Source organism: Burkholderia sp. lig30, from assembly GCF_000687455.2.
In the GTDB taxonomy this organism is placed as follows: domain Bacteria; phylum Pseudomonadota; class Gammaproteobacteria; order Burkholderiales; family Burkholderiaceae; genus Burkholderia.
Genome location: NZ_JGVW01000047.1, coordinates 34,266 through 55,843 on the forward strand (window position 1 = coordinate 34,266; position 21,578 = coordinate 55,843).

At 65.2% G+C, this 21,578-nt stretch carries 15 protein-coding genes; 2 read left to right on the forward strand and 13 right to left on the reverse strand.

Annotation, left to right across the window (positions count from 1 at the left end):
- The first annotated feature begins 27 nt into the window (after positions 1-27).
- Positions 28-1,206 carry a c-type cytochrome gene (locus tag LIG30_RS02735; protein ID WP_038709443.1) on the forward strand — a complete coding sequence of 393 codons (1,179 nt, stop codon included), beginning with the start codon at positions 28-30 and terminating at the stop codon, positions 1,204-1,206.
- A gap of 59 nt (positions 1,207-1,265) precedes the next feature.
- Positions 1,266-2,222 (forward strand): ABC transporter substrate-binding protein, encoded by a 957-nt coding sequence (locus LIG30_RS02740; RefSeq protein WP_038709500.1) that lies wholly within the window; start codon positions 1,266-1,268, stop codon positions 2,220-2,222.
- Positions 2,223-2,408: 186 nt separating this feature from the next.
- On the opposite strand, the gene tssJ is transcribed toward LIG30_RS02740, so the two are convergent.
- The 13 genes from tssJ to LIG30_RS02805 all read right to left on the reverse strand — a co-directional run bounded on the left by tssJ (position 2,409) and on the right by LIG30_RS02805 (position 21,489).
- Positions 2,409-2,939 (reverse strand): type VI secretion system lipoprotein TssJ, encoded by a 531-nt coding sequence (gene tssJ / locus LIG30_RS02745; protein WP_038709444.1) that lies wholly within the window; start codon positions 2,937-2,939, stop codon positions 2,409-2,411.
- Between the two features lie 13 nt (positions 2,940-2,952).
- On the reverse strand, positions 2,953-4,236 hold the full coding sequence (tssG, locus tag LIG30_RS02750) for a type VI secretion system baseplate subunit TssG (protein ID WP_038709445.1): 1,284 nt from the start codon (positions 4,234-4,236) through the stop codon (positions 2,953-2,955).
- Positions 4,233-6,047 carry a type VI secretion system baseplate subunit TssF gene (gene tssF / locus LIG30_RS02755; RefSeq protein WP_038709447.1) on the reverse strand — a complete coding sequence of 605 codons (1,815 nt, stop codon included), beginning with the start codon at positions 6,045-6,047 and terminating at the stop codon, positions 4,233-4,235. The genes tssG and tssF overlap by 4 nt, the downstream gene beginning before the upstream one ends.
- An 11-nt stretch (positions 6,048-6,058) precedes the next feature.
- Positions 6,059-7,642: a type VI secretion system protein TssA gene (tssA, locus tag LIG30_RS02760; RefSeq protein ID WP_038709448.1), complete on the reverse strand. Its 1,584-nt coding sequence runs from the start codon at positions 7,640-7,642 to the stop codon at positions 6,059-6,061.
- The gene (locus LIG30_RS02765; protein WP_038709449.1) at positions 7,643-11,224 is read right to left on the reverse strand and encodes an ImcF-related family protein; all 3,582 of its coding nucleotides are present in this window, start codon (positions 11,222-11,224) and stop codon (positions 7,643-7,645) included.
- Positions 11,221-12,399 (reverse strand): hypothetical protein, encoded by a 1,179-nt coding sequence (locus tag LIG30_RS02770; protein WP_235510153.1) that lies wholly within the window; start codon positions 12,397-12,399, stop codon positions 11,221-11,223. The genes LIG30_RS02765 and LIG30_RS02770 overlap by 4 nt, the downstream gene beginning before the upstream one ends.
- A 77-nt stretch (positions 12,400-12,476) precedes the next feature.
- Positions 12,477-12,725, reverse strand: coding sequence for a PAAR domain-containing protein (locus LIG30_RS02775; protein WP_038709453.1), 249 nt, complete (start codon positions 12,723-12,725; stop codon positions 12,477-12,479).
- Between the two features lie 72 nt (positions 12,726-12,797).
- Positions 12,798-13,529 (reverse strand): putative type VI secretion system effector, encoded by a 732-nt coding sequence (locus tag LIG30_RS02780; protein WP_038709454.1) that lies wholly within the window; start codon positions 13,527-13,529, stop codon positions 12,798-12,800.
- A 102-nt stretch (positions 13,530-13,631) separates the two neighbouring features.
- The gene (locus LIG30_RS02785) at positions 13,632-14,363 is read right to left on the reverse strand and encodes a putative type VI secretion system effector (protein ID WP_038709456.1); all 732 of its coding nucleotides are present in this window, start codon (positions 14,361-14,363) and stop codon (positions 13,632-13,634) included.
- Between the two features lie 103 nt (positions 14,364-14,466).
- A complete protein-coding gene (locus tag LIG30_RS02790) occupies positions 14,467-15,195 on the reverse strand; it encodes a putative type VI secretion system effector (protein ID WP_038709457.1) in 729 nt (242 codons plus the stop codon).
- A gap of 4 nt (positions 15,196-15,199) precedes the next feature.
- A complete protein-coding gene (locus LIG30_RS02795) occupies positions 15,200-18,067 on the reverse strand; it encodes a T6SS effector BTH_I2691 family protein (RefSeq protein WP_038709458.1) in 2,868 nt (955 codons plus the stop codon).
- Positions 18,068-18,125: 58 nt separating this feature from the next.
- Positions 18,126-19,031, reverse strand: a complete 906-nt coding sequence (locus LIG30_RS02800) for a DUF4123 domain-containing protein (protein ID WP_160326672.1) — start codon at positions 19,029-19,031, stop codon at positions 18,126-18,128.
- Positions 19,032-19,128: 97 nt separating this feature from the next.
- Positions 19,129-21,489 (reverse strand): type VI secretion system Vgr family protein, encoded by a 2,361-nt coding sequence (locus LIG30_RS02805; protein ID WP_038709460.1) that lies wholly within the window; start codon positions 21,487-21,489, stop codon positions 19,129-19,131.
- Positions 21,490-21,578: the final 89 nt, after the last annotated feature.

Here is a 21,578-nt window from a genome sequence, read left to right on the forward strand (position 1 = left end):
CATCGTCGCGGCGCAGCCGCACAGGCCATGAGCGCGCCGGCCGTCGCCGATTGGCCGCTCGCGTTCCTGCAAGGACTCTATGCCGCGCAGGCCGCGCTCGCGCAACTGCTGCATCTGCTCGGGCTGACGGCCGACGCCGACGGCCAGGCCGCGTGGCCGTGGGCGCAGCGCATCGCGATCGAGACGCTGCGCATCGACGCCGGACTGACCCGCCAGCTCGCCGGCGCCTGCGCGGCCACCGCGCTCGCCGTCGTGCTCGCGGGCGTCGCGATCGCGGCGCGCAGGCGGCGCGTCGTCTGGGTCACGGCGGCCGTGCTCGCCGCGGGCTGCGCGCCGTGGCCGCCCGCCGCGCTGTGGCTCGCGCCCGCCGTGCCGACCAGCTTCCAGCGCAACCCCGCGCCGTTTTCGGTGGAGAGCGTCGTGCTCGGCGCGCGGCTGTATCAGAACCATTGCGCGTCATGCCACGGCAGCGACGGGCGCGGCGAAGGCCCGCTTGCCGCGACGCTCGCACACTGGCCGCCGACCTTCGCCGGCACGCTGCTGGCGCGGCGCCTCGACGGCGAGCTGTACTGGCGGGTGCGGCACGGGATGCGCGACGCGCGCGACGGCGCGGCGTCGATGCCGGGCACCGGCACGCGGCTCTACCCGCGCGAGGTGTGGGCCGTGCTCGACTATGTCCGGGCGCTGGCGGCCGGCAGCGGCGCGCAGGCCGGCGCGTGGCCCGTGCCGGTCGCGTTGCCCGCGCTCGACGTGCGCTGTGCCGACGGCGCGCCGCAACCGCTTGCCCGCTGGCGCGACGGCCAGCGCGTGCGCGTCGTCGCGCTCGCGCCCGGCGCGTTGCCGCCGCCCGAGGATGCGCGCTGGCAAACGCTCGTCGTCGCGACTGACCCCGCGGCGGTGCGCCCGATCGACAAACGCGCCGCCTGCATCGCCGTCACGCCCGGCGCATGGCAGGCGTTCGCGACGATTGCCGGCGTGCCGCCCGACGCGCTCGGCGGCACGCAGTTCCTCGCGGACCGCCGCGGCTGGCTGCGCGCGCAGGCGAAACCGGGCAACGCCGGCTGGTCCGACGCCGACCTGCTTTGCCGCGCGGCCGGCCCGGCCCGCGCGGCGGCCCGGACGGCAGGCGGCGATCCGCTGACCGCCCTGCTGCTGCGCGTCGACGCCGACCCGGTGCGCGACGTGCAGGCCGGGCTGCCGCACTGACACCTTCGATGATCCCTTGCCCCGGAACCTTCGACGATCCATTGACCATGAGCCTCACGATGAAACCGACTCGACGTCATTTCCTTACCCGCGCGGCCGCCATCGCCGCGCTGACGGCCGCGCCGTTCCCGCTTCGTGCGCAACCGGGGCCACGCCCGCTGCTGCGCGCGGGCGACCAGAAAGGCGGCCTGCGCGCGCTGCTCGAAGCGGCGGGCGCGCTGGACGGCATCGGCTACGACATCGAATGGAGCGAATTTCCGGCGGCCGCGCCGCTCGCGGAAGCGCTGAATGCCGGCGCAGTCGATTGCGGGCCGATCGGCGATGCGCCGGTGATCTTCGCGCTCGCGTCGGACGCGCGGATCAAGGTGATCGGCGCGAACCGCTCCGATCCGTACGGCACGGCCGTCGTCGTGCGCCCCGACGCGCCGCTGCGCACGGCGGCCGACCTGAAAGGCCGGCGGATCGGCACGACCCGCGGCTCGATCGGCCACTTCGTCACGCTGAAGGCGCTCGACGCCGCGGGACTCGGGCCGAACGACGTGTCGTTCCGCTTCCTGCCGCCCGCCGACACGATGCTCGCGCTCGCCAGCGGTTCGATCGACGCGTGGGCGACCTGGGAGCCGTACACCGCGCTCGCGGAAACGAGCGGCCGCGCGCGCGTGCTCGTCAACGGGCGCGGCCTGTGGTCCGGGCTCAGCTACCTCGCGGCGACCGATGCGGCGATCGCGTCGAAGCGCGACGTGCTGCGCGACTTCCTGCGGCGCGTCGTGCGCGCGCAAGCGTGGTCGTACCAGCACGTCGACGCGTTCTCGGCGACGCTCGCGCGCATCGTCGGCATTCCGCAGCCGGCGGCCCGGCTGCAGTTCGAGCGGCGCCGCACGCGCTGGCAGCCGATCGACGCGGCGGTCGTCGCCGAGCAGCAGCGCACCGCCGATTTCTACCTGAAGGCAGGCCTGCTGCGGCAGCCGTTAAACGTGCGGGAGACGTTCGATTCCGGCTTTCCGCTGGCGGCCTGACGGCGAAACGCGGCCACGCGTGATCGGCAGGCCGATGCGATCGTCATCGCTGGTTCGTTTCGGTCGACGTCGGATGCGGCCGGCGGGAGCCGGATTTCACGGTGCGGGGCGTCGAATGCGGGGATCGGGCTGCGCCATGCGTTTTCTTCGAGGCTGGCTCGCAAGCGAGCGTCCGCCGGCACGGTGTCATCGGGCGGCATCCCGCCGCACGTCCCCCGCTGCGATCAGGAACTGGTCGACCAGCTCGAGCCTCAGCGGCTTGTCCGCGTCGAGCTTCTTTTTCTCGATCACGTATTTCCAGCCGTCGCCACTGCCGGGATTGCGGTAAAACGCGACGATCGCGACGTACTTCGTGTCGGCCCGCATCGGCTGCGACAGGCTCGCGGACGCCCCCGGATTCAGCACCGACGACATGCCCTCCTGCAGGTCCTGCGCGAGCACGGTCCGGTCGTTCTTCAGCAGATCCTCGTACGATGCGCCGTCGAGCATCTTGCGGTCCTTGAGCTGATAGACGCGCACCGCAACCGACGTCGCGCGGCCCGCATCGTCCGGATTCAATGCGTCGCGAGCGGAAAGATCGACCTTCAGCACCTTGACCTGCTTGAAGAACACGGTGCGATAGGCGTTCGACGACGCGTCCGAGACGGTCTGCCACGCGCCACAGGCCGACAGCAGAAAGACGGATGCAGTAGTTGAAATGGCGAAGCGGATGGACATCGGTATTCCTCGGTCAGGCTGGTGTTGGACTCAGATGCGGATTCGGCCCGGGCGCGGGAAAGACCTCGTAGACCCCGAGCGCGATGTTGATCAGGCGTTCGTCGGCGGCGGGCAGCACGGTCGTCCAGCCGAGACGCGGCGCCGGGCCGGCGGATGCCTGGCCGATCGCCGGCCGGGGCGCGAGCCGCGACGAAACTTCCATGCGCAGGTGGACGTCGGCCTTCACGCCCACGTAGAGCTGCACGAACGCCATCAGCTCGCGATGCAGCCACGCGCCCGGCAGCAGATCGTGGGCCTGCCCGGCGTCGTCCGGACGCAGCGTGACCCGCACCGCGCGGCTGCGATACGCGAGCCGCCGGCCGAGCACGTACGCGCTACCGAGCCCCCGGCGCGTGCCGCCCGTCGCGGCGGCCGCGGGTGCGCCCGACGACGTGAGCGGCTGCGGCCTGCCGGCGCGCGTGATCGCCGGGAAGAACTCCTCGACGCGCACCCCGGCGCCGGGCACCGCCAGCGCGATGACGCCGGCGAGGCCTTCAGGCGTGCGCGTGCGCTGGATCAGCAGGCCGAGCAGCGCGAGCATCCGCGAATCGGTCAGGCCGGCACGCTGCGGCTTGTCGCCCCATCCGAAGCCGGCCAGGCACAGCAGGTTGCGCGAATGGGCATCGGCGCCGCCCGGGCGGAAACTCTCCGGATAGCGGTACTTTTTCCACGCACGGTACAGCAGCGTGACGAACCGGTGATTGAACTGGTCGAGAAACGCCTCGACGACCTCGTGCCCTTCCTCGCGCAGCACGATCTCGTCGATCGTGTGCGACGGCATCGCCGCATCGACGCCGTACAGCCCCATGAAGGTCGTTCGCACGGTCGGCGGCGCATCGGGCCAGCCATCCGACCGGACACGCCGTTGCTCGTCGTCGAATTCGACCGCCGCGATCTCGCCGGCCGGAAAGCCCATGCGCGGCCGTGGCCGGAAACGCACCGGCTCGGGCGCGGGCGTGTCGCGCGTGCCGAACCCCGGAGGGTCGCCTGCCACCGAGGCGTCGCCTTCGGTGCTCGACGGGACATCCATCCCGCCGGGACTGCCGCTGCTCGACGGCGCGTGCGGCGCGTGCGGCACGTTCATCTCGAGCAGCCTGCAGAGCTGCATGAAACTCATCTGCGGCGCACGGGCGAGCAGCGACACCGCGATCAACGGAACCGGCGGAACGCCCGCTTCGCGGTCTGGCCGCTCGCGCCCTGCCCCAGTGGTGCTTCCCGCGGGTCGCACGGAGGCCTCCTGCCTGATGCGCGAACTCATAGCGCTGCCCGCTCCGCCTTGCTGCGCGGCCATTCGATGCGGCTGCGGGACGGCAAACTGACGACCTCGAGTTTCGTGAACAGGTTGATGTCGGCATAGAGCGCGAAGAACCGGTGCAGCAGTTCGCCGAACAGCATCACGTCGCCGTCGCCCGCGAACGCGTGGGAATCGAGCGTGACCTCGATCCGCGCGCCGCGCTCGACCGAGCCACCCGACACTTCCTCGATCAGTTCCTGCGACACCCACAGAATGCCGGCGAGCCGCCGCCGGTTCAGCTCGTCGTTCGACCAGTCGTAAAGCGCCAGCGCGCCACGCAGCACCTCCGCGTTCATCATCGACAGGAAGTTCGGCGCCAGGTGCGACAGCACGCGCCACTGGAAACGGTCTTCCGTCGGCGGATACAGCGGCAGCGTCGGCGACACCAGACTCCGCACCCCGGCGACATTCGGCGTGCTCGCCGCGAGTTCATCGATGCTCGCCTCGCGCAGCCCCTTGCGCGGCAACAGGCCATTCGTGCCGGTCACCCGCAGCGACAGGCTTTCTTCCGGCAAGGTCTGCATCGTTTCCCAAGCGTGACCGCCGAGTATCACCCACGTCTCGTGCAGCCCCGACACGCCCGGCCGCACGCGCGTATGGAAATAGCGCTCCGGCGCCTCGTGCCGCAACATGCCGCCGCGGTGCCGGAACGTCGCGAACGGCACGTATTCGTAGCGCTCCGCCGTGTCGTGGTCGAACGTCTCGATCGCATCGACCGAATAGGTCTCGACATGCTCGCCCTGATGGCCGGCCGGCACCACGCGATACTCGGTCTCGTGGTGATCGATTTCGATCGGTTCCGCGTCGAGTTCGAACAGGTTGATCACGGGACTGCAGAACAGCCGCACGTTCTCCGCGCTGAACCGCTGATCCGACGGATACGCATCCTTGAGCACGCATTCCAGCTCGAAGCGGGTCGATCCTTTGGGCAGCCTGTCGACGCCGAGTCCGCACAGGTCGACGAACAGGAATTTCTCGCGGAACGTGAAATATTCGAGCAGCAACTGATAGCCCGAGAACGCGGCATCGGCCTTCGGCCACAGCCGTTCCTCCGCCGAAAACCCCGCCGGCTCGATCGTGACGCCGGCAAGCGGCATCGCTTCGCCGTCGCGGACTTCGGGAATGCGCCAGTGAATCGCATCGACCTGACGCGTCAGCGCCAGGTGCATCGCGAACGCGGTCGGCAGATCGGCGCTCAGATGCAGGCGCAACCGGGACAGGTCGGTGTCCTGCCGCCGCGCCGAGTGTTCGAGCTCGAAGCCGAGCCGGATCACGGAACGGCCATCGTGCCGGACCGCCGGCCCCGCATGCGTGATCGACAGCGGTTGCAGCATCACGGCCTGCGTGGTGCGGTACCTGCACTGCACGGTTTTCGGCGTCGTGCCCTCGGCGCCAGGCGCCGGCGGCACGGCGATCGGCGCGGAGCGCACCGGAACGCCGGCGGGCACCACGACCGTGTTCTGCAGCTTCTCGTCGGGCCGGATCAGCTCGACCACCGACAGCGACGGGATCATCCGCAGATAGTGCGGCCACAGCAGGCTCACGAGGCCCTCGGTCAATTCCGGCAGCTCGTCGTCCAGCTTTTGCCGAAGCCGGCCGGTCAGGAACGCGAAGCCTTCGAAGAGCCGCTCGACGTACGGATCGCGATCGCCGACGCGATCGAGGTTGAGCAGGCGCGCGCGGTCGGGATGCGCCTTCGCGAATTCCTTGCCGGACTCGCGCAGGTAGCGCATTTCCGCTTCGTAGTAGCGCAGGATCGGATCGTCTTTTTCCATCGGGAGGCTCTTCAAGAGAGGGTTAGCGCGCGCGCCGGGTCGAGCACGGTCAACTCGGCGTGAAGCTCGCCGATGCGGCGGGCGAGCGCCGGCTTGTCGGCATCCTTGCGGTTGCTGATCGCCGTCAATGCGCGAACGAGTTGCTGCTTGACCTCGAAGACCAGTGCCGGCTCCCAGCGGGTCAGCGGCAGCGACCGGGAACCAACGTCGAGCTCGGCCAGAAGCGCCAGCGCGGCGTCGGGGCGGCCGGCATGATCGGCGACACGCGCCATCACCAGCCGTTGCAGGTAACGATGACGCTCGGTCTTCAGGCCGGGCAACGCGTCGAGCCACGCGAACGCGGCCTCGACGCCGTCGCGCCCGGCCAGATCCCGCGCCTGCGCCTCGATTTCCGGCCAGTCGCCCGTTGCATCGCCTTCGCTGTCGGCGGACACCGGCAGCGGCGCGACGGCCTCGCCCGCTTCGAGGTCGCGCACCACCGCGTGGCGCGCGATCCATTCGAGCGTCGCGTCGTCGGCGAATGGCGTGCCGTCGTCGAAGGCCAGCCGCTCGATGCCCGGCAGGCGTTCGAGGAACAGCGCGAAATCGGCGCGCAGGAGTTCGCGCCACGCGTTGTACGGTGCGCCGACGTGATCGAGCGCGACGTGCTGGAAGTACTGCAGGTCGAACCACAGGTGATTGGCGCCTTCCATGAACGTGCCTTCGACGCGTTCGAGCAGCGCGTGCCACTGCTTTTGCAGCACCAGCCGCGTCATCTGCTGCCGCAATTCGCCGCGCGGCGGCACCAGCCGCGTGCGGAACGCCGCGTCCGACGGCGGCACGTCGTGCAGCGTGTCCCACCGGACGCTGCGCACCACGCGCACCGACGGCAGATAGCCGTTTTCCTGATCGCGAAGCCAGACGGCCATCGTGCGCGCCTGATCGAGCAGATCGCGCGCCGAGGCGGTCGAAGCGGTCGAAACGCTTGCCACGGCGCGCGATGGCGGCATCGCGACGTCAGGCTCGACGCCGCGTGCAGCGGCCCCCGTGCGCTCGAAACGGGACACCAGCGACTGCAGATTCGGACGCGTGGCTTCGGGCCAGGCCCCGGTGCCCGCGACGAGCACGTCGAGTGCCGCCAGCGCGCGTTCGAGATCCGCCGGCATGAAGTCGCCGCGGCTCTCCAGCAGATCGATCATGCGCGCGGTCGCCAGCATTTCGAGCGCCCCCTTCCTCGCCTCGGCACGCGCGGGCAGCACGGCTTCGCCGAACCGGTCGACGAGTGCGGCGGCCAACTCGAGCCCGTCTGCAAAACCGGCCGGTCCGTCCTGCCGCAGTCGCGCGAACGCGTAGTAACCGGCGAGACGCAGATCCTTGCCGGTTTCCTTGAGCAAGTGCTCGCAGGAACGGACGATCAGCCCGTCGTCGATGCCGGAGAGCTTTTGCGTTTCCTCCCGCACCTCGAAGAACGCGTCCTCGTAGCCGGGATCGCGACCGACACCACCATCGCCCGCGAGCGGCTGCAGCCATGCATTCCATGCATCGAGCCGCGCCCGGGCGAGCTGCTCGGCATCGTCACGGGCCGGAAAAAGGCTTTTGAACAGTCCTCCGAGCATTTATTCCACCTCCGGCAATGCGCCGCTCGGCAGCGGCACCGCAGCATGCTTCGCCGCCGCGATCGCCGACGCCGGCAACGGTGGCGGATTCGCAGCGACGCGCGCCGGTCCCGCTGGCGCCGTGCCGGTCACGAAGATCCGCGCCGGCAGCGAGAAGCGGCGCAGTTGCAGCGCGTCGAGCGGGCCGGCGCCCGCCTCGCTGCGCAACTGCACCTTGAGCGGAATGCCCTGGCTGGCATCCGGCGTCCACGTCAGCAGGTAACGCGCGCTGTCCTGCTGCGCGACCGTCGCACGCTCCAGCAGCCGGATCAGGCCGAACCGGCCCTGCGCATCGAGCGCCGTGCGCAACCCGCCCTGCCCGGTCTGCCATTCGACGCGCGACAGATTGTCGAGCGCCTGCCCCGGCCACTCGAACGGCATCCATTCCTGCTTCTGGTTGAAGTAATGCAACGCGCGGCCGGACAGCACGAACTTCATGTCGGTCACCCCCGGCGTCGGCACCGCGCTCAACTCGTACCGCACGTGCGCGTCGCCGGACGGGAACAGCACGGTCGACACGCGCGTCAGGGTGTTCAGGCCGTCCAGGAAGCCCGGCGCGAGCGTCAGCGCGCCCTGGTTCGCGCCTTGCGCGGCCACCCAGCGGTCGCCCTGGCGCTCGACCACGCCGGCCAGCTGCGTCGTCACGAACTGCGCGATCACACCATTGTCGAGCCGCATGAAGCGCGCCATCTCGGGCAGCGACGCATCGTTGTCCGAATCGGCGAACGGATAGCGGCCGCCGAACGACGTGTTCCAGTCCGCCACGATCGCCGTGCGCCAGATCTCGTTCAGGCTGGCCGCCGCGGGCCGGACGACGACCTGCCACGTCTGGTCGAGCGGCGCCTGGAACAGCTGGCCGAAGCCCGCCCACTGCTCGCCGAGGCTGGCCGCCAGCCGGCTCGCGTAGTCGCGGCTGTCCGCGAGGTCCGAGGTCCTGCCCTGCAGCACCGCTTGCGCGGCCAGCCGCGACATCGCATCCGCGTCGGGACTCGACACCATCTGCTGCACCTTCAGACGCATCGCCGTAACCCGCTCGAGGTAGCGCGCGAGACTCAGGTCGCCGGTCGCGGCCAGCTGTGCCCCGGCCTTGCCGGTGGCCGGCGCGGCAGTTGCCAGGTCGCTGCCCGTGACGCGCAGGATCGGCCCGAACGTGGCCGCCAGCGGCGCGAGCGGCGTCGGCGGTTGTTTCGACGGGTCTTTCTCGTCGGTGCCGACGAGCTGCTGCGCCTTGCTGATCAGCGTGTCGGACAGCGATTGAGCCGTCGCGCCCGCGCCCGCCTGGTAGGCGATCGCATTCATCAGCGCGACGAGCGGCGAGCGTTGCGGGTCGCCCAGCAGCGTGAGCTGGTCGGCAGTCGCCGACAGCGTCGGCGCGGGCTGCCAGCGCACGCTGTTGAGGAACAGCCCCCATGCGCGCGCGTAATCGTCGAAGTAGTGCTGGCGCAACTGCGCCTTCAGCGTCGAGGGCGCACGGTCGGGGGTGGTCACGTCGGACAGCACCCAGTCGCCGGCCACGTGGCCGCGCGCGCTCGCTTCGTCGATCGCCTTCGCGATCCGCCCGTCCCACGCCGCGCGCGTGAACACGCCCGGGATCGTGGCCGTCGTGCTGAACAGCCCGCGGCTCGTGGCGGCCCCCGACGGGGCTTGCGATGCGGCGTCGCCGAGCAGCGTCGCGAGCGATATCGGCGGGTATTTCGGCGTCGCTTCGTCGAGGATCTGCTGGTAGACCGCGTCGGTCGAGTGCTGGATGCCGCGAACCCCGATGATCGTCTGGCGGGTCGAGCCGATCAATCCGGCATCCGGAACGATGGCGAGCGAGGCAGCGCTCGCCGAGGCGGCGTCCTTCGGGGCGTTGGCCGGAACGCGGTGGCCCAGATGGGTCGCGTGGAACGTCAGCAGACGCTGGCGCACATCCTCCCACGCCCCTGCGGAAATCGCCGAATCGGCCGGGCGAGCCGGCGCACCGGTCGCAATCAGCTGCGGCGTCAGGAATGCGGCGACCGCGCGGTCGGGCCTCGCGAGCATCAGGTAAGCCTTCAGCGTGTCGTAGGCGGCCTGTACCTGCGCGTCGCCGCCGCTGGCGATCTCGGCGTCCGACAGCGACGCGAGCCGATGCAGGCGCGCTTCGAGCTGCTGGCGGACCGGCTCGGCCAGGATGCGGCCGGCGGCATGTGCGTAACCCGGCCAAAGCGCGTCGAGCAGCGCGGCATCGCGGTTCAGGCCGAAGCGCGTGAGCCACGGCGCACCGTCGCGCTGGTGGATCTCGAGCGTGTCGATCTGCTTGTCGAGACGGTCCAGCGTCAACATGGCCCGGGTGGGGTTCTGCTCGGTCGAGAGTGTCGCGAGCGTCTCGCCGGCAGCGTCGATGGTCCCGCGGTTCGCGAAACCCGACACCATCGTGCCCGCGATCCCCACCCCGACCGCCGCCGTCGTCATCCACGCGGACGTGCTCGACAACGAGAAACCGACCCGGCGGCCGTGGATCCTGCGGCTGTGTTCGGCGACGGTTTGCCAGACGGTGCGGTGTTCCGGGCGAACCGCTTCCTCTTCTTCGCGGTCCGCCTGCCGAGGAGGAACGACCAGTTCGCGCTCCTTGAACAGCGGCGTGAACAGCAGGCCGTGGACCGCGTGCCGCCAGAAGCGGGACTGGGCGGTATGCTCCACCAACGCGGACAGCGCGCCGCACAGCCGGTCGATGTGCTGCGACAGCTCGGCGGGATAGCGGTCCCGAGCGTCCTGCGTCAGACGCACGACACCGGCGTCCGCGAGGGTGCGGGCGATGTCGCGCAACGACGTGTCGATTTCGGCTGCGCTGACGCGCGCGTTCGACCACGTGAAGCCGATCGCCTCGTCGCGACTCGACGTTTCGCTGCCGAAATCGGTGACGTTGAGCAGATACGCGGGCGCGGCCCAGCGCAGCGCGCGGGCATGGCGCGCGAGTTGCCGGGCAAGTTCGTCGGCGTCGAAGGGCGCATTGGCCGAGCTGCGGTCGCGCGTCACCGCCACGATCGCATCGACCGGGCGACGGCGGCGCAGGCGGCGGATCTGGTCGAGCCATGCGATATCGAGTTTGTCGCCCATCTGGCTGGCGTACAGCAGGACCGCGTCGCCTGCGATCACGTAGCCGGCGTCGATGAGCTCCGGAGCGAGCCGTCTGACGAGCGGCTCGTCACCCGCGACGAGCACCCAGCGATCCCGATAACGCCAGCGCCAGGCGTGGCGATCCTGGAGCGACGCCTTCAGGGAATCGCGGCGACGCGCGGTGAGATCCACGACGGGCGTTTTTTCGGCGCCCAGGCGCGCCAGCGGATCTCGATCGTATTTGCGCATGGCGCGCTGCGGCGCGTGACGTGCCACGACGCGCCAGGCGGCAGCCAGCGGCCCGCGGCATGCCAGCGCAACCAGTCCGGCCATGACGACGAAGGCGACCCGGCGGTCGGGCGACGGCTCGATACCCGCGCCATTGAACCAGGCGACGATAGCGGCGAGCGCCGTTACCGTCACGACGAGAATCCAGTATCCGGAGAGCTTGAGCAACTTCATGCGTTCGAATCGGCCTTGTCAGTTGGAGCGACTGGCTGCACGACCGCAAAGCGAAGTGCCCCTTCGCGCCACGCCACCAGTTGCGGGTTATTGTTTTGCTTCGCATGCTCGATACCCAACGCGAGGGCCAGCCACCCTGCCGCAACCCCAGGGCGGCCCATCGATGTGTCGATGTCGTGGATAGCGGACAGGTTCTCGGACTGCGAAACGTTTATCGAAAGGTCGGACATGCTCTTCGCCACCGCGCTTTTTTCCGATCCGTCGAGCCCGGCCTGCCACAGGTCGTCGACCTTGTCACCGGCCGTACGGCCCCACAGCAACGCAGTTGCGATCGGGGCGTCGGTAGCACCTCCGGGTTCTGCCTCGACCGGCCGGTGAAGATGCGCGACGAGCGGGATGCGGCGCCGCCCGGCGAGGGGCGCCCAGCCGAGAAGCATGGCAACCGCCGCCTCTGCGCTGTTCTGCGGCGGCGTGTCATGCAACTGGACGGCAACGAACAGCAGAAACTTTTCCAGCGCGGGACCACCCCGGTTGTCGAGCCATTCGTCAAGCGCCATGACACCTTGGTCCGCTGGCACCGGAACGGCCTCGGCTCGCCGCATGTCCTTTGCGTCCCAACAGGTCTGCCATGTCTCCAGCAGCGCGTCGCGATCCGCATCATCGGGCAACTGCAGCCGCACGCCGAACGGAACATCCCGCGGTATCGTGGCGACGAGCGGCTCAATCGCAGCAATCAGATCCTCGAAGCAGGTTCGGTAACGATTCGATCCGTCGCTGTCGCCCAGAGCAGCAAGTGCCGAGTGCCGGACACCTTCGCTGCCGTCCTGTGAGGTTTGTGCTTCAAGTGCCGTTACGCCGCTGGCATGCATGCTGGCGACTTCGTCGTCGCCCAGGCTGGTCAGATACGTATAGCCGGCTACCGCAAGCGGTTCACTTGCAAACCGCAGTGCATTTTCGCGGTCTTCGCGCAGCGTTTCGTTGTCCGCGTCGATGCGCTCGCTTTCCTGCTCGTAGTAGTACAGCCTGAGACCGAACACGACACCCCACGCAAGCGGGGGAATGACGAGCGGCCGTACCCAGAACCACGCCGTTCCGGTCGGTTCGTTCTTTGGCCATGTCAGCAAGGTGCTTACCACGCCGACGACCATGGCCACGATCAGCAGACCCAGCCACACAACGGCCCGTGGCGGCGCGGGACGCGGTTCGGGCGACTGTTCCGGAGGCAGCGTTACAGGCATGGCGATCGTGTCAGTCAGACCAGGCTGGAAATCAGCCGGCAACCGCACATGGCCCGGTACCCGTGCCGTGCCACTGGCACGCCGTCATCGGTCATCGATTCGTCACCGTCGACGATGAGATTCGGCTTGATGTCGTGCAACGGGCACGTCACCTCGTCGCCCTTGCGGGCAACGTAGCGGCCGTCGAGTCGCATGGTCTTCGATGCGGTAACTACTTTTCCACCGTGATCGGTGGCGTCGCCAAACCGGATAAGGTCAATCATTTTTTATCTCGATAAAATTTATAACATGAAACTTGATTTAAAAATCACAAACCCAAAACCAACACTTCCACTTCACTTATAACGAAAATAATATCGGCCGTAATTCGGCAACCGATTCTCACGACGGTTTTCACGAGACGTCTTGCGCAAGTTGATGTTCTCTACATCCGGCCAGCCATATGCCCGGAAGATCGCCTCGGCCACGTAGACAAAGCCCATCATTTTTCTTCCCGCACGATAAAAAAGCACCCCAAAAACAATAAATCCGCTTACATATATCAATGATGCACTTATCAAAAATCCTTCAAAATCGTCATTGCCAATTTTTGCATATACTCCGGCTACAATAATTGAGTAAATAGCAAAAAATGACCAAAGCATAAATTTAGCCATATGCCAATAGTGGACCTTACGCCCCGCCGTCGCATGCGGATACACCGCGACAATGTCGTCACCGTCCCTCTTGACCGCATAAGCGACATAGCGCTGATCCGTTACCCGCTCCGCCACGACCTCGACCGTATCGCCGTTGCGCATCGGCATCAGCCACATCCAGCCCTGCACTTGCTTTCCATCGATCTCGAACTCGACCCACTCGGCTTCTTCGTCCGCATTCATCGCCATGTTGGTCAGGCCGATGGCGGCGCCTCCCATCCCCATCGCGGCTGCACCAACGGCCGTCGCCCCCACCGCACTCTGCTGAACCTGCGTCAAGACAAAATCGTGACTGCGCTTCGAGCGCTTCAGATTCGCGATCGTCCCGCGCAAAAGCACGGTTCCTTGAAAGGGTTCGATGTCTTTCATAGACCTAATTCACTTTTACCATCGCGCCGATGAAATCCTTGCTCCGCGCCTTGTCGCCCCGATTCTGGAAAATACGTCAACCGACCGCCCCATCACAAAATCTTATTTGTAACGAAAATAGTATCGACCATAATTCGGCAACCGATTCTCACGACGATTTTCACGAGACGTCTCGCGCAAATTAATATTCCCAACATCCGGCCAGCCATACGTCCGAAAAATCGCCTCGGCCATGTAGACAAAGCCCATCATTTTTCTCGCCGAACGATAAAACAACACGCCAAATGTGCTAATCCCCATTGCAAACGTAGAAAAAAACACGATCAAAAATCCACCGATATCAACCCTTCCAATTTTCATATACAGCCCGACAGATATAATTGAATAGAGAATGAAAAAAGACCAAAGCATGAGCTTGGTCATAAAACGATAGTGAGCCTTACGCCCCGCCGTCGCGTGCGGATACACCGCGACAATGTCGTCACCGTCCCGCTTGACCGCATAAGCGACATAGCGCTGATCCGTTACCCGCTCCGCCACGACCTCGACCGCATCGCCGTTGCGCATCGGCATCAGCCACATCCAGCCCTGCACTTGCTTTCCATCGATATCGAACTCGACCCACTCGGCTTCTTCGTCCGCATTCATCGCCATGTTCGTCAGGCCGATGGCCGCCCCCCCCATCCCCATTACAGCTGCACCAACGGCCGTCGCCCCCACAGCACTCTGCTGAACCTGCGTCAAGACAAAGTCGTGACTGCGCTTCGAGCGCTTCAGATTCGCGATCGTCCCGCGCAACAGCACGGTTCCTTGAAATGGTTCGATGTCTTTCATAGACCTAATTCACTTTTACCATCGCGCCGATGAACACCTTGCCCCGCGCCTCGTCACTATGTTTTTAAAAATATGTCATCGGGTCCGACTCACCCCCGAATTTCTACTTGTAACGAAAATAGTATCGACCATAATTCGGCAACCGATTCTCACGACGGTTTTCACGAGATGTTTTTCGCAAATCGATATTCTCAACATCCGGCCACCCATAAGCCCTGAATATCGCTTCAGCCATATAGACAAACCCCATCACCTTTCTTGCCGCACGATAAAATATCACCCCAAATACAACGAACCCAAATACCAGAATCGACACAACAACCCCCCATTCATCCTTAACAGACGGCACCTCCCCCCAATACATCCTAATTAAGACGACAGAATAAATTATAAAAAATGCCCAGAGCATTAATTTTGCCATGACGCGGTAGTGAACCTTGCGCCCCTTTGTTGCATGGGGATACACTGCGACTATGTCGTCACCTTCCCGCTTGACGGCGTAAGCGATGAAGCGCTCGCCGTTTAAGCACTCCGCAGCAACATCAACCGTATCGCCATTCCGCATCGGCATCAGCCACATCCAGCCCTGTATCTGCTTTCCGTCGATTTCAAACTCGACCCACTCGGCTTCTTCGTCCGTATTCATCGCCATGTTGGTCAGGCCGATGGCAGCGCCTCCCATACCCATCACAGCTGCGCCGACGGCCGTCGCTCCCACTGCACTTTGTTGAATTTGCGTCAAGACAAAGTCGTGACTGCGCTTCGAGCGTTTTAAATTCTTAATTGTTCCGTGCAAAAGCACGACTTCCCCAAATCGTTCGATTTTTTCCATATAACTAACCCATCTTCACCATGGCTTCGACGAATTCTCTTCTCTGCATTACAACTTCTGTTAAATTATATTTCTCGACGTCATGATCTTTAATACTTAAAATTCTTTCCCGGCCAGTACCGAAGGCACATCGTGAACACCATGCCTCCAAGGCATCCGGAGTAAGCCAGTCCGCCAGCATCTGAAACAAGAGCAGACCAATCGTGGCCTCCCAACCGATCAACATACCGAAGGCACGCAAGCCGGCAACCACTGCGATTCGTTCAGTAAACACTTCGACTGCGGCCATAACTGCATCTGTGCCGTAACGAGCCGCAAGCTTCTTTAGCAAGGGGGCAGCAGCGCTGGTCGCATCGATAAGCATGGCAGTTCCGGATAAGACACCCACTCCAAATTTGATTTGTAAAACAACGACAACGTCATACTGCTGTCGTCTCCGCGCCTCTGGTTTCTTCCCATCCATCCACGCCGAAATCAAAGGCCCCACACTCCCCAGCGCACCGCCCGTCAGTTTCCAGACCTGCGACCGCACGGAATTCTTCAGCACGGCCTGATATGGATACATCGCAACCGTAATCACCGAAGCCCCCAGCGATGCCCCCGATTTCGCCAGATTGAGTCGCGTATCCTTGTCAGGCGCACCGGCCATCAGATGCCAGAAATTGGCGGTTTCCAGCAGCAACGTCACCACGGCGATACGCCCCAGGCGAAGCTGCTTCGCCCCCTCTTCTTCGGTCACCTTGATCCTGTCCCATGCCGCATACAGTTCTCTCGTCGGCACCGGCGCCTTTTCCGGCGGCGCGCCGCGCAGGATCTTCCGCGCAACCCGCACGCGATTGATGATCTCGACCCGCCCCAGCGTCTCGAACTCCGCCTGCTTTCGCACGAGCGCGATCGCATCCTCATAGGGGACGCCCGCACGCTGCAGAAACAGCGTCTGGATAACCTTCTCGCCCACGAAGTCGCCAATCTTCGCGACCCGAAATTTCTCGAAAATCGCGTCGCCCACGGTCAGGCCAAACTTGTCTATCTGGAGGCGCTTGAACAACTCGCCGAGCGGCGAGATCTTCCTCGAATCGGTTTCCAGCGCCAGCCGCGACAGGTCCTTGTAATACTTGATGACCGATTTCGCCGGTGTCACAACGCCGACGACCGCCGCACCGAGCGTATCCAGCGGCGTGTCCTTTTTCGCCTGCGCGCTCTTGAGCAACTGGCCCAACTCCTTGCGCGCATCCATCTGGTTCATCGCCATCACGCGCCAGATCAGACTGCCCTGCTGCGTCGGGTCCCACTCGGCAATCAGGTTGTCGACGATGACCTTGCCCTTCGGGGTGGACGTCAAGCCGAACAACGCCTCCGAAACAATGATCTCGAAGGTGAGACTGGCGCAGAAGTCAGCGGAGTGGCAGTCTTCCAGCGTATCGAGCAGCAGTTGAGCCTTCACCCACTGCCCGACATCGTCGCTGCGACTCTCCTGCAGTTCGTGCACCGCCGACTGAAGGTCTTCATAGTGTTTGCGAAACGTCCTGATGTCGGCGGAACGAAGGCGCGCCTCGTACGTCGACCATTTGTAGTCGACCATCTGCTTGTGGTTCCGGTCACGCGCACCGGGCCGCGCGTTTGCGTAGTCGCGGGCCGCCTTCATCACACTGTCGCGATGGCTCCCGGTATAGGGCACCCTGGAGCGACTGTCCCCGGCGCTGCTCAACTGGCCCATCTGGATCACGCGGCGTTGATGGCTGGCCGGAATGTCATTGGCCGCCATCCAGTCCATATCGTCGTACCAGGCATTGATTTGCGTGACCCTCGACGGATCGGCGCCTGCCAATGCCTTCTGACGTTGTGCCGCCAGCGCGGCTCGCGCGCCCGAAGCGCCCAGCGCGCTCGTCCCCTGCGCCTGTCTGGCACGATCTTCGGCGGCGTCGAGCCTGGCCCCCTCTATCGACTGCACGACCTTGCGCGCGGTGTCGATGTCGTGCAGGGCGCTCACCCGGAGGGCATGCTCCGACTCGACATACTGATTGAACCAGGAGAGCGGATCGCTCCGGAACCCGTTCAACTCGTGCACGTTCCCGACCGCATCCCAAAGCGCCAGCAGCATCGGCGGGTAGCTGCGCCCTCCCTTCCTCTTGCCGACATCATTCATGACCCCGACGAGCGCCTTGCTCGCCGAATCCGGCGTCGCCTGGCGGATATGCAGCGGATAGCGGGTCGCTTCAAGCTTCAATACTTCCGGCTTGTGCTTGCCCGCGCCGTCGCCAAGCTTGCGCCTGCCCGGCTGCAGGCGAGCGGAATCGAAGCCGGGCATATATTCGACGACCTCGTCGATGCTGGCTTCCGTCGCAGCGGCCGCATGCTCATATTTGCCGCCGGCAATCCATTTCGCCGGCTCGATGCACTGCATGCGCTTGTTGCGCAGCTCGGCATTCTGCGCATAGCGCTTGAATATGTCGTCCGTCCAGGTCTCTCCGGAAAACGCGATGTAGACTTCGCCGCACAACTCGGGTTGCGAGATCGCGATGATGTCCATCGGAACCGCATGGCCGCTCTTCGCACATGACGGATGCGTCACCGGCACCGCCGGCGCAGGCAGGGACTGCCACCATACACGGCCGTCCCCGGTTACCTTGTAGGCCTCCCAGTAATTCGCGCCGCGCGGGCCTTTCACGTAGAAGAGATAGAGCCAGCCTTCACGCAGAATGCGCAGTCCATAGTGATGCTGCGTCAGCGCAACGTCCGTCACGCGGCGCCCCGTGATGCCATTGGCCAGTTTTGCCGCGACGCTCTTGGGCAGCACCGTGTAACGGACCGGAAGAATCGGCAGTCCGCCTTTGGCGCAGTTGACGCAGCGTTCGGGTTGGCTCGTGTTCATGATGGCTTGCGTGTCTGGATCTGGATCGGGGCGGCAAAGCGGCCCTTAAAACAATGGTTCATCGGGAACGACCGTGCGTGACGTCTTGCCAGGCACCGCGTCGAATATCTTCAACGACCCGGGACTCCAGCTCGCTGGCCGCGGCCGAATACAACATGCCCGTCTCGACGCGGCCCCATACCGGAGCCATGCCGGGGTGCGAATCGAACTCGGGATGCCAGTTCAATGCGTGCCCGACAAAGCGGACCTTGTCCTGATAGTCGGCCAGCCCGCGCCGGTCCGCACGCTCGGCGCTGGCCACTGCCGTCTCGACCTCATGTGCGTCCGGCTGCCGCCCCATCTCCTTCATGTGAAGCGCCAAAGCCCGGTTGATCGCGCCGTGACGATGCAACGCGCGCCATTGTTCGCCGCTCAACGCCAATTCCGGTTGCGGAACCGCCGCGGCCCGATAGACCGCGATCTCGCCGCATGCTCCAAGGGCATACCACGCCCGCACCGGGCCCAGAAGACACCGCCGCTGAGGTTCCGAAAGCACTGGCCAGATCAGACTCAACGCACGTGCGTCGTAGAAGCGCAGGACCCGACGCTGCCCCGCGTCATCCCATTGAAGGATGTGATTGCTCCAGTCGTTCGCGACATCGTCGGCCGGCGCGTTGCCGAACAGCCAGCCCCCGATCCGCTGACCGTGCCCCCTCGCAACTGAGTCGGGCTCGCGGTCCTCGTATGCCTGCCGCACGCTTTCCGCCAACAGCGCAATCCCGACGTCGGTAGACAAATCGAGATCAATCAGCAACGGCCGATGTTCGGGAGGAAAGGCCTTGTGCTCGACCGGGATCGCAACTTGAGCGGCATGGCTGAAAAGCGCCCCGGACTCGGGATGATCGTCGAGCGGTCGCAGCGAAGGATCAACGAGCAACAGGCAATGCGCGTGTTCAACACAGACTGATCTGAGCAGATCGGTCAAGTGATCGGCGGAATCACGCGACGCATCGGATTCGCGTGGAGCACGCGTATCCGCCTGTCCTCGGTGGGTAATCGGGAGAGAACCTGTCATCATTGCCTCAGCCCAGTGCGACGCTCGACGCGCTATCGGCCGACGCAGAAGCCGAGCGCCACGAACAGCCCTTGAGGTCGCCCGCGTGCAATGACGGGGATGGAATACGCATGGACGACGCACCAGGCTTGTCCCACGACGCGCACTTTTCCAGAATGTCGCCGGGCGTGCCGTTCTCGATGCGATTGGCGTTGATCTTGATATACGATCCACCTGCGCCGATCCAGATCTCCTTGGCCGCGGACAATACGAGCCTGCCCTCGGAACTGGCGATCGTGATGTCCTTCATCGCCGCCAATGCCATCTCGTCGGTCTGGGCATGGATTTCCACCTTGCCCTTTGCGGCAAACAGCTTCATGCCCAGCTTCTGGGCAAACAGCGAAATCGCCTCGCCGGCCGCAACGGTAAAGCGCTTGATCACACCGATGTCGGCGTTGCCGCCCGCCGTCGCGATGAGGTTCTGATCGGCGCTCAACTGCATGTGTTCGCCGGAAACGAGGCCCACGCCAGCAGGGGCGCTAATGAGAACGCCTGCCTTCTTCAGCTCGCTCAACGTACCGTCGAAAAGCGCCCTCTGCTTCTCGTAGTCGGCCGCGATCGCCTGCGCCGCCTTTGCTGTGCCGGCCAACGATTGCATCTGCTGCAACGCTTGCTCGAGGAGGCCCTGTGCCGGCTGCATGTCGAGCTGCCGGCCTCCGGCGGCATACTGCGCATCGGCCGAGATAAACACACCCTTCGCGCCGCGGACAGCGACATGCCCATCCGTCCGCAACTCAGCCCCCTGCCCCCGTTCCTTACGCTCGCCGTCGACCATATGCCCGAGATTGAGCTCGCTGGTCTGAAATGGCGTGGTCAGGTGGATATGCTCGACACCCTCCTTGTCCTCCATCCGCATCTCGTTCCACGCGGCGGTGCGGATCAGGTTGCGGGTGTGATTGCGGTTGTTGACCAGGTCCGGATGCCGGCTGTCGTGCATCGCCCCGATGATCACGGGCCGGTCCGGATTCCCGCCCGTATGGATGATCGCAACCTCCGCGCCATCGATCAGCGGGAAGTGATGACCGTAGTCGTCCCCGCTGTACGGTTTCGCGAACCTTACCGGCCGGCTCGTGCCCCCCGGGCTCCATTCATCGAGATCGAACGGCAGCACGATCACATACCAGCCCTGCTCGGTCAGGTACGCGTACTTGTAGTCGCCGGGCGACGTGATGCGCGCGGGCAGGATGCCGTCGATCGACGGGCGCGGGATCGACGCCATCGGCGTGCGCCACACACGATCCGACGGCATGCCCTCGAACGTCACCCAGTACGATTCGCCGCGGCCCCCGCTCGATTCGACCGACGTGACGAAAATGCCGTGTTTCGCATCAACCGGCTTCGGATCGACCCGCATGACCTCGCCGGCTTCGAGCCAGAACGGATTGCCGGTGCCCTTGAAGGTGATCTGCGCGGCCAGACAGGCCTCGTGCCGCAGGCGGGCAACGCGCCGCCCCTCCTCCGGCGTCTCGTAATGCTCGCCCCACCGGTAATCGACGGCGTTCGTCGTCTTGTCGTCGCGCGCGGCGTTTTCGTCGACCAGCAGCGACACGTCCGCCTGACGATGGTTGTAGTCGTGCAGACGCACCGCTTCGGGCACGCGCCGGGTGCGCTTCTCGAGCGTCTTGATCGCGTCCGTGCCGGAGCTCTCGAGCCCCGAGTCGCGGCGATACGGCACGGTGCGCTGCTTGCGCGCATACGCATCCAGATCGTCGCCGAACACGACCACCGCGCGATCCTTCTTCTGCTCCCAGCGGAACCAGATCCCCTCCTGCGCGCAGATGCGCTGGATGAACGCAAATGTCGTCTCGTGATATTGCGTGATGTACTCGTGCCGCTTGTACGGGTGGCGCAACTGGAACACGAAGTCGACGCCGGCCCGGTAGCTATAGTGCCGCAGCGTCGCGGTGATGATCTCCTCGACCGACTGCTTCTGGAACAGCCGGCTCGTGACACCCCGGTTCAGGTCGGCGAGCTTCGGCTCGAGCCGGACCCGGTAGTGCGTCTCATCGGCCGACGTGCCGAACTCGTCGAACTCGGTGACGATGCCGTGGATCGTGTACGCCGGCGGCATCGTGCTGAACTTCTCCGCGTTCTCCCCGAACATCTTGCGCAGGTAGCCCAGGTTCGGATCGATCGGTGCGATGGTGAATTTCGCGGGGCGGCCGACCACCTGGTCCATCGGGATGCCGGACACCGGGCTCGTCAGCTCGATGTCGTACCGGTACAGCTCGCTCACGGCATCCCTGCCCGTGAACTTGAGAACGGAGGTCGGCTCGGGATGCGGCGCCAGCTTCAACTCATATGCCTGTAAAGGCAGGATCGACGACATTCGGGGACTCCTTTGAGCGGGCGGGAGATGTGAACGGCAACGCCGGAACCATCATGGTTCCGGCGGCCTGTACACGAAGGCTTACCGGA

What these genes read in the sequence shown, in the direction of transcription:
- tssF (WP_038709447.1), bottom strand. Translation starts at nt 6,047, where the DNA reads ATGGAAAAAGACGATCCGATCCTGCGCTACTACGAAGCGGAAATGCGC.
- LIG30_RS02780 (WP_038709454.1), bottom strand. Translation starts at nt 13,529, where the DNA reads ATGAAAGACATCGAACCCTTTCAAGGAACCGTGCTTTTGCGCGGGACG.
- LIG30_RS02765 (WP_038709449.1), bottom strand. Translation starts at nt 11,224, where the DNA reads ATGAAGTTGCTCAAGCTCTCCGGATACTGGATTCTCGTCGTGACGGTA.
- LIG30_RS02740 (WP_038709500.1), top strand. Translation starts at nt 1,266, where the DNA reads ATGAAACCGACTCGACGTCATTTCCTTACCCGCGCGGCCGCCATCGCC.
- LIG30_RS02785 (WP_038709456.1), bottom strand. Translation starts at nt 14,363, where the DNA reads ATGAAAGACATCGAACCATTTCAAGGAACCGTGCTGTTGCGCGGGACG.
- LIG30_RS02735 (WP_038709443.1), top strand. Translation starts at nt 28, where the DNA reads ATGAGCGCGCCGGCCGTCGCCGATTGGCCGCTCGCGTTCCTGCAAGGA.
- tssG (WP_038709445.1), bottom strand. Translation starts at nt 4,236, where the DNA reads ATGAGTTCGCGCATCAGGCAGGAGGCCTCCGTGCGACCCGCGGGAAGC.
- LIG30_RS02795 (WP_038709458.1), bottom strand. Translation starts at nt 18,067, where the DNA reads ATGAACACGAGCCAACCCGAACGCTGCGTCAACTGCGCCAAAGGCGGA.
- LIG30_RS02790 (WP_038709457.1), bottom strand. Translation starts at nt 15,195, where the DNA reads ATGGAAAAAATCGAACGATTTGGGGAAGTCGTGCTTTTGCACGGAACA.
- tssA (WP_038709448.1), bottom strand. Translation starts at nt 7,642, where the DNA reads ATGCTCGGAGGACTGTTCAAAAGCCTTTTTCCGGCCCGTGACGATGCC.
- LIG30_RS02775 (WP_038709453.1), bottom strand. Translation starts at nt 12,725, where the DNA reads ATGATTGACCTTATCCGGTTTGGCGACGCCACCGATCACGGTGGAAAA.
- tssJ (WP_038709444.1), bottom strand. Translation starts at nt 2,939, where the DNA reads ATGTCCATCCGCTTCGCCATTTCAACTACTGCATCCGTCTTTCTGCTG.
- LIG30_RS02805 (WP_038709460.1), bottom strand. Translation starts at nt 21,489, where the DNA reads ATGTCGTCGATCCTGCCTTTACAGGCATATGAGTTGAAGCTGGCGCCG.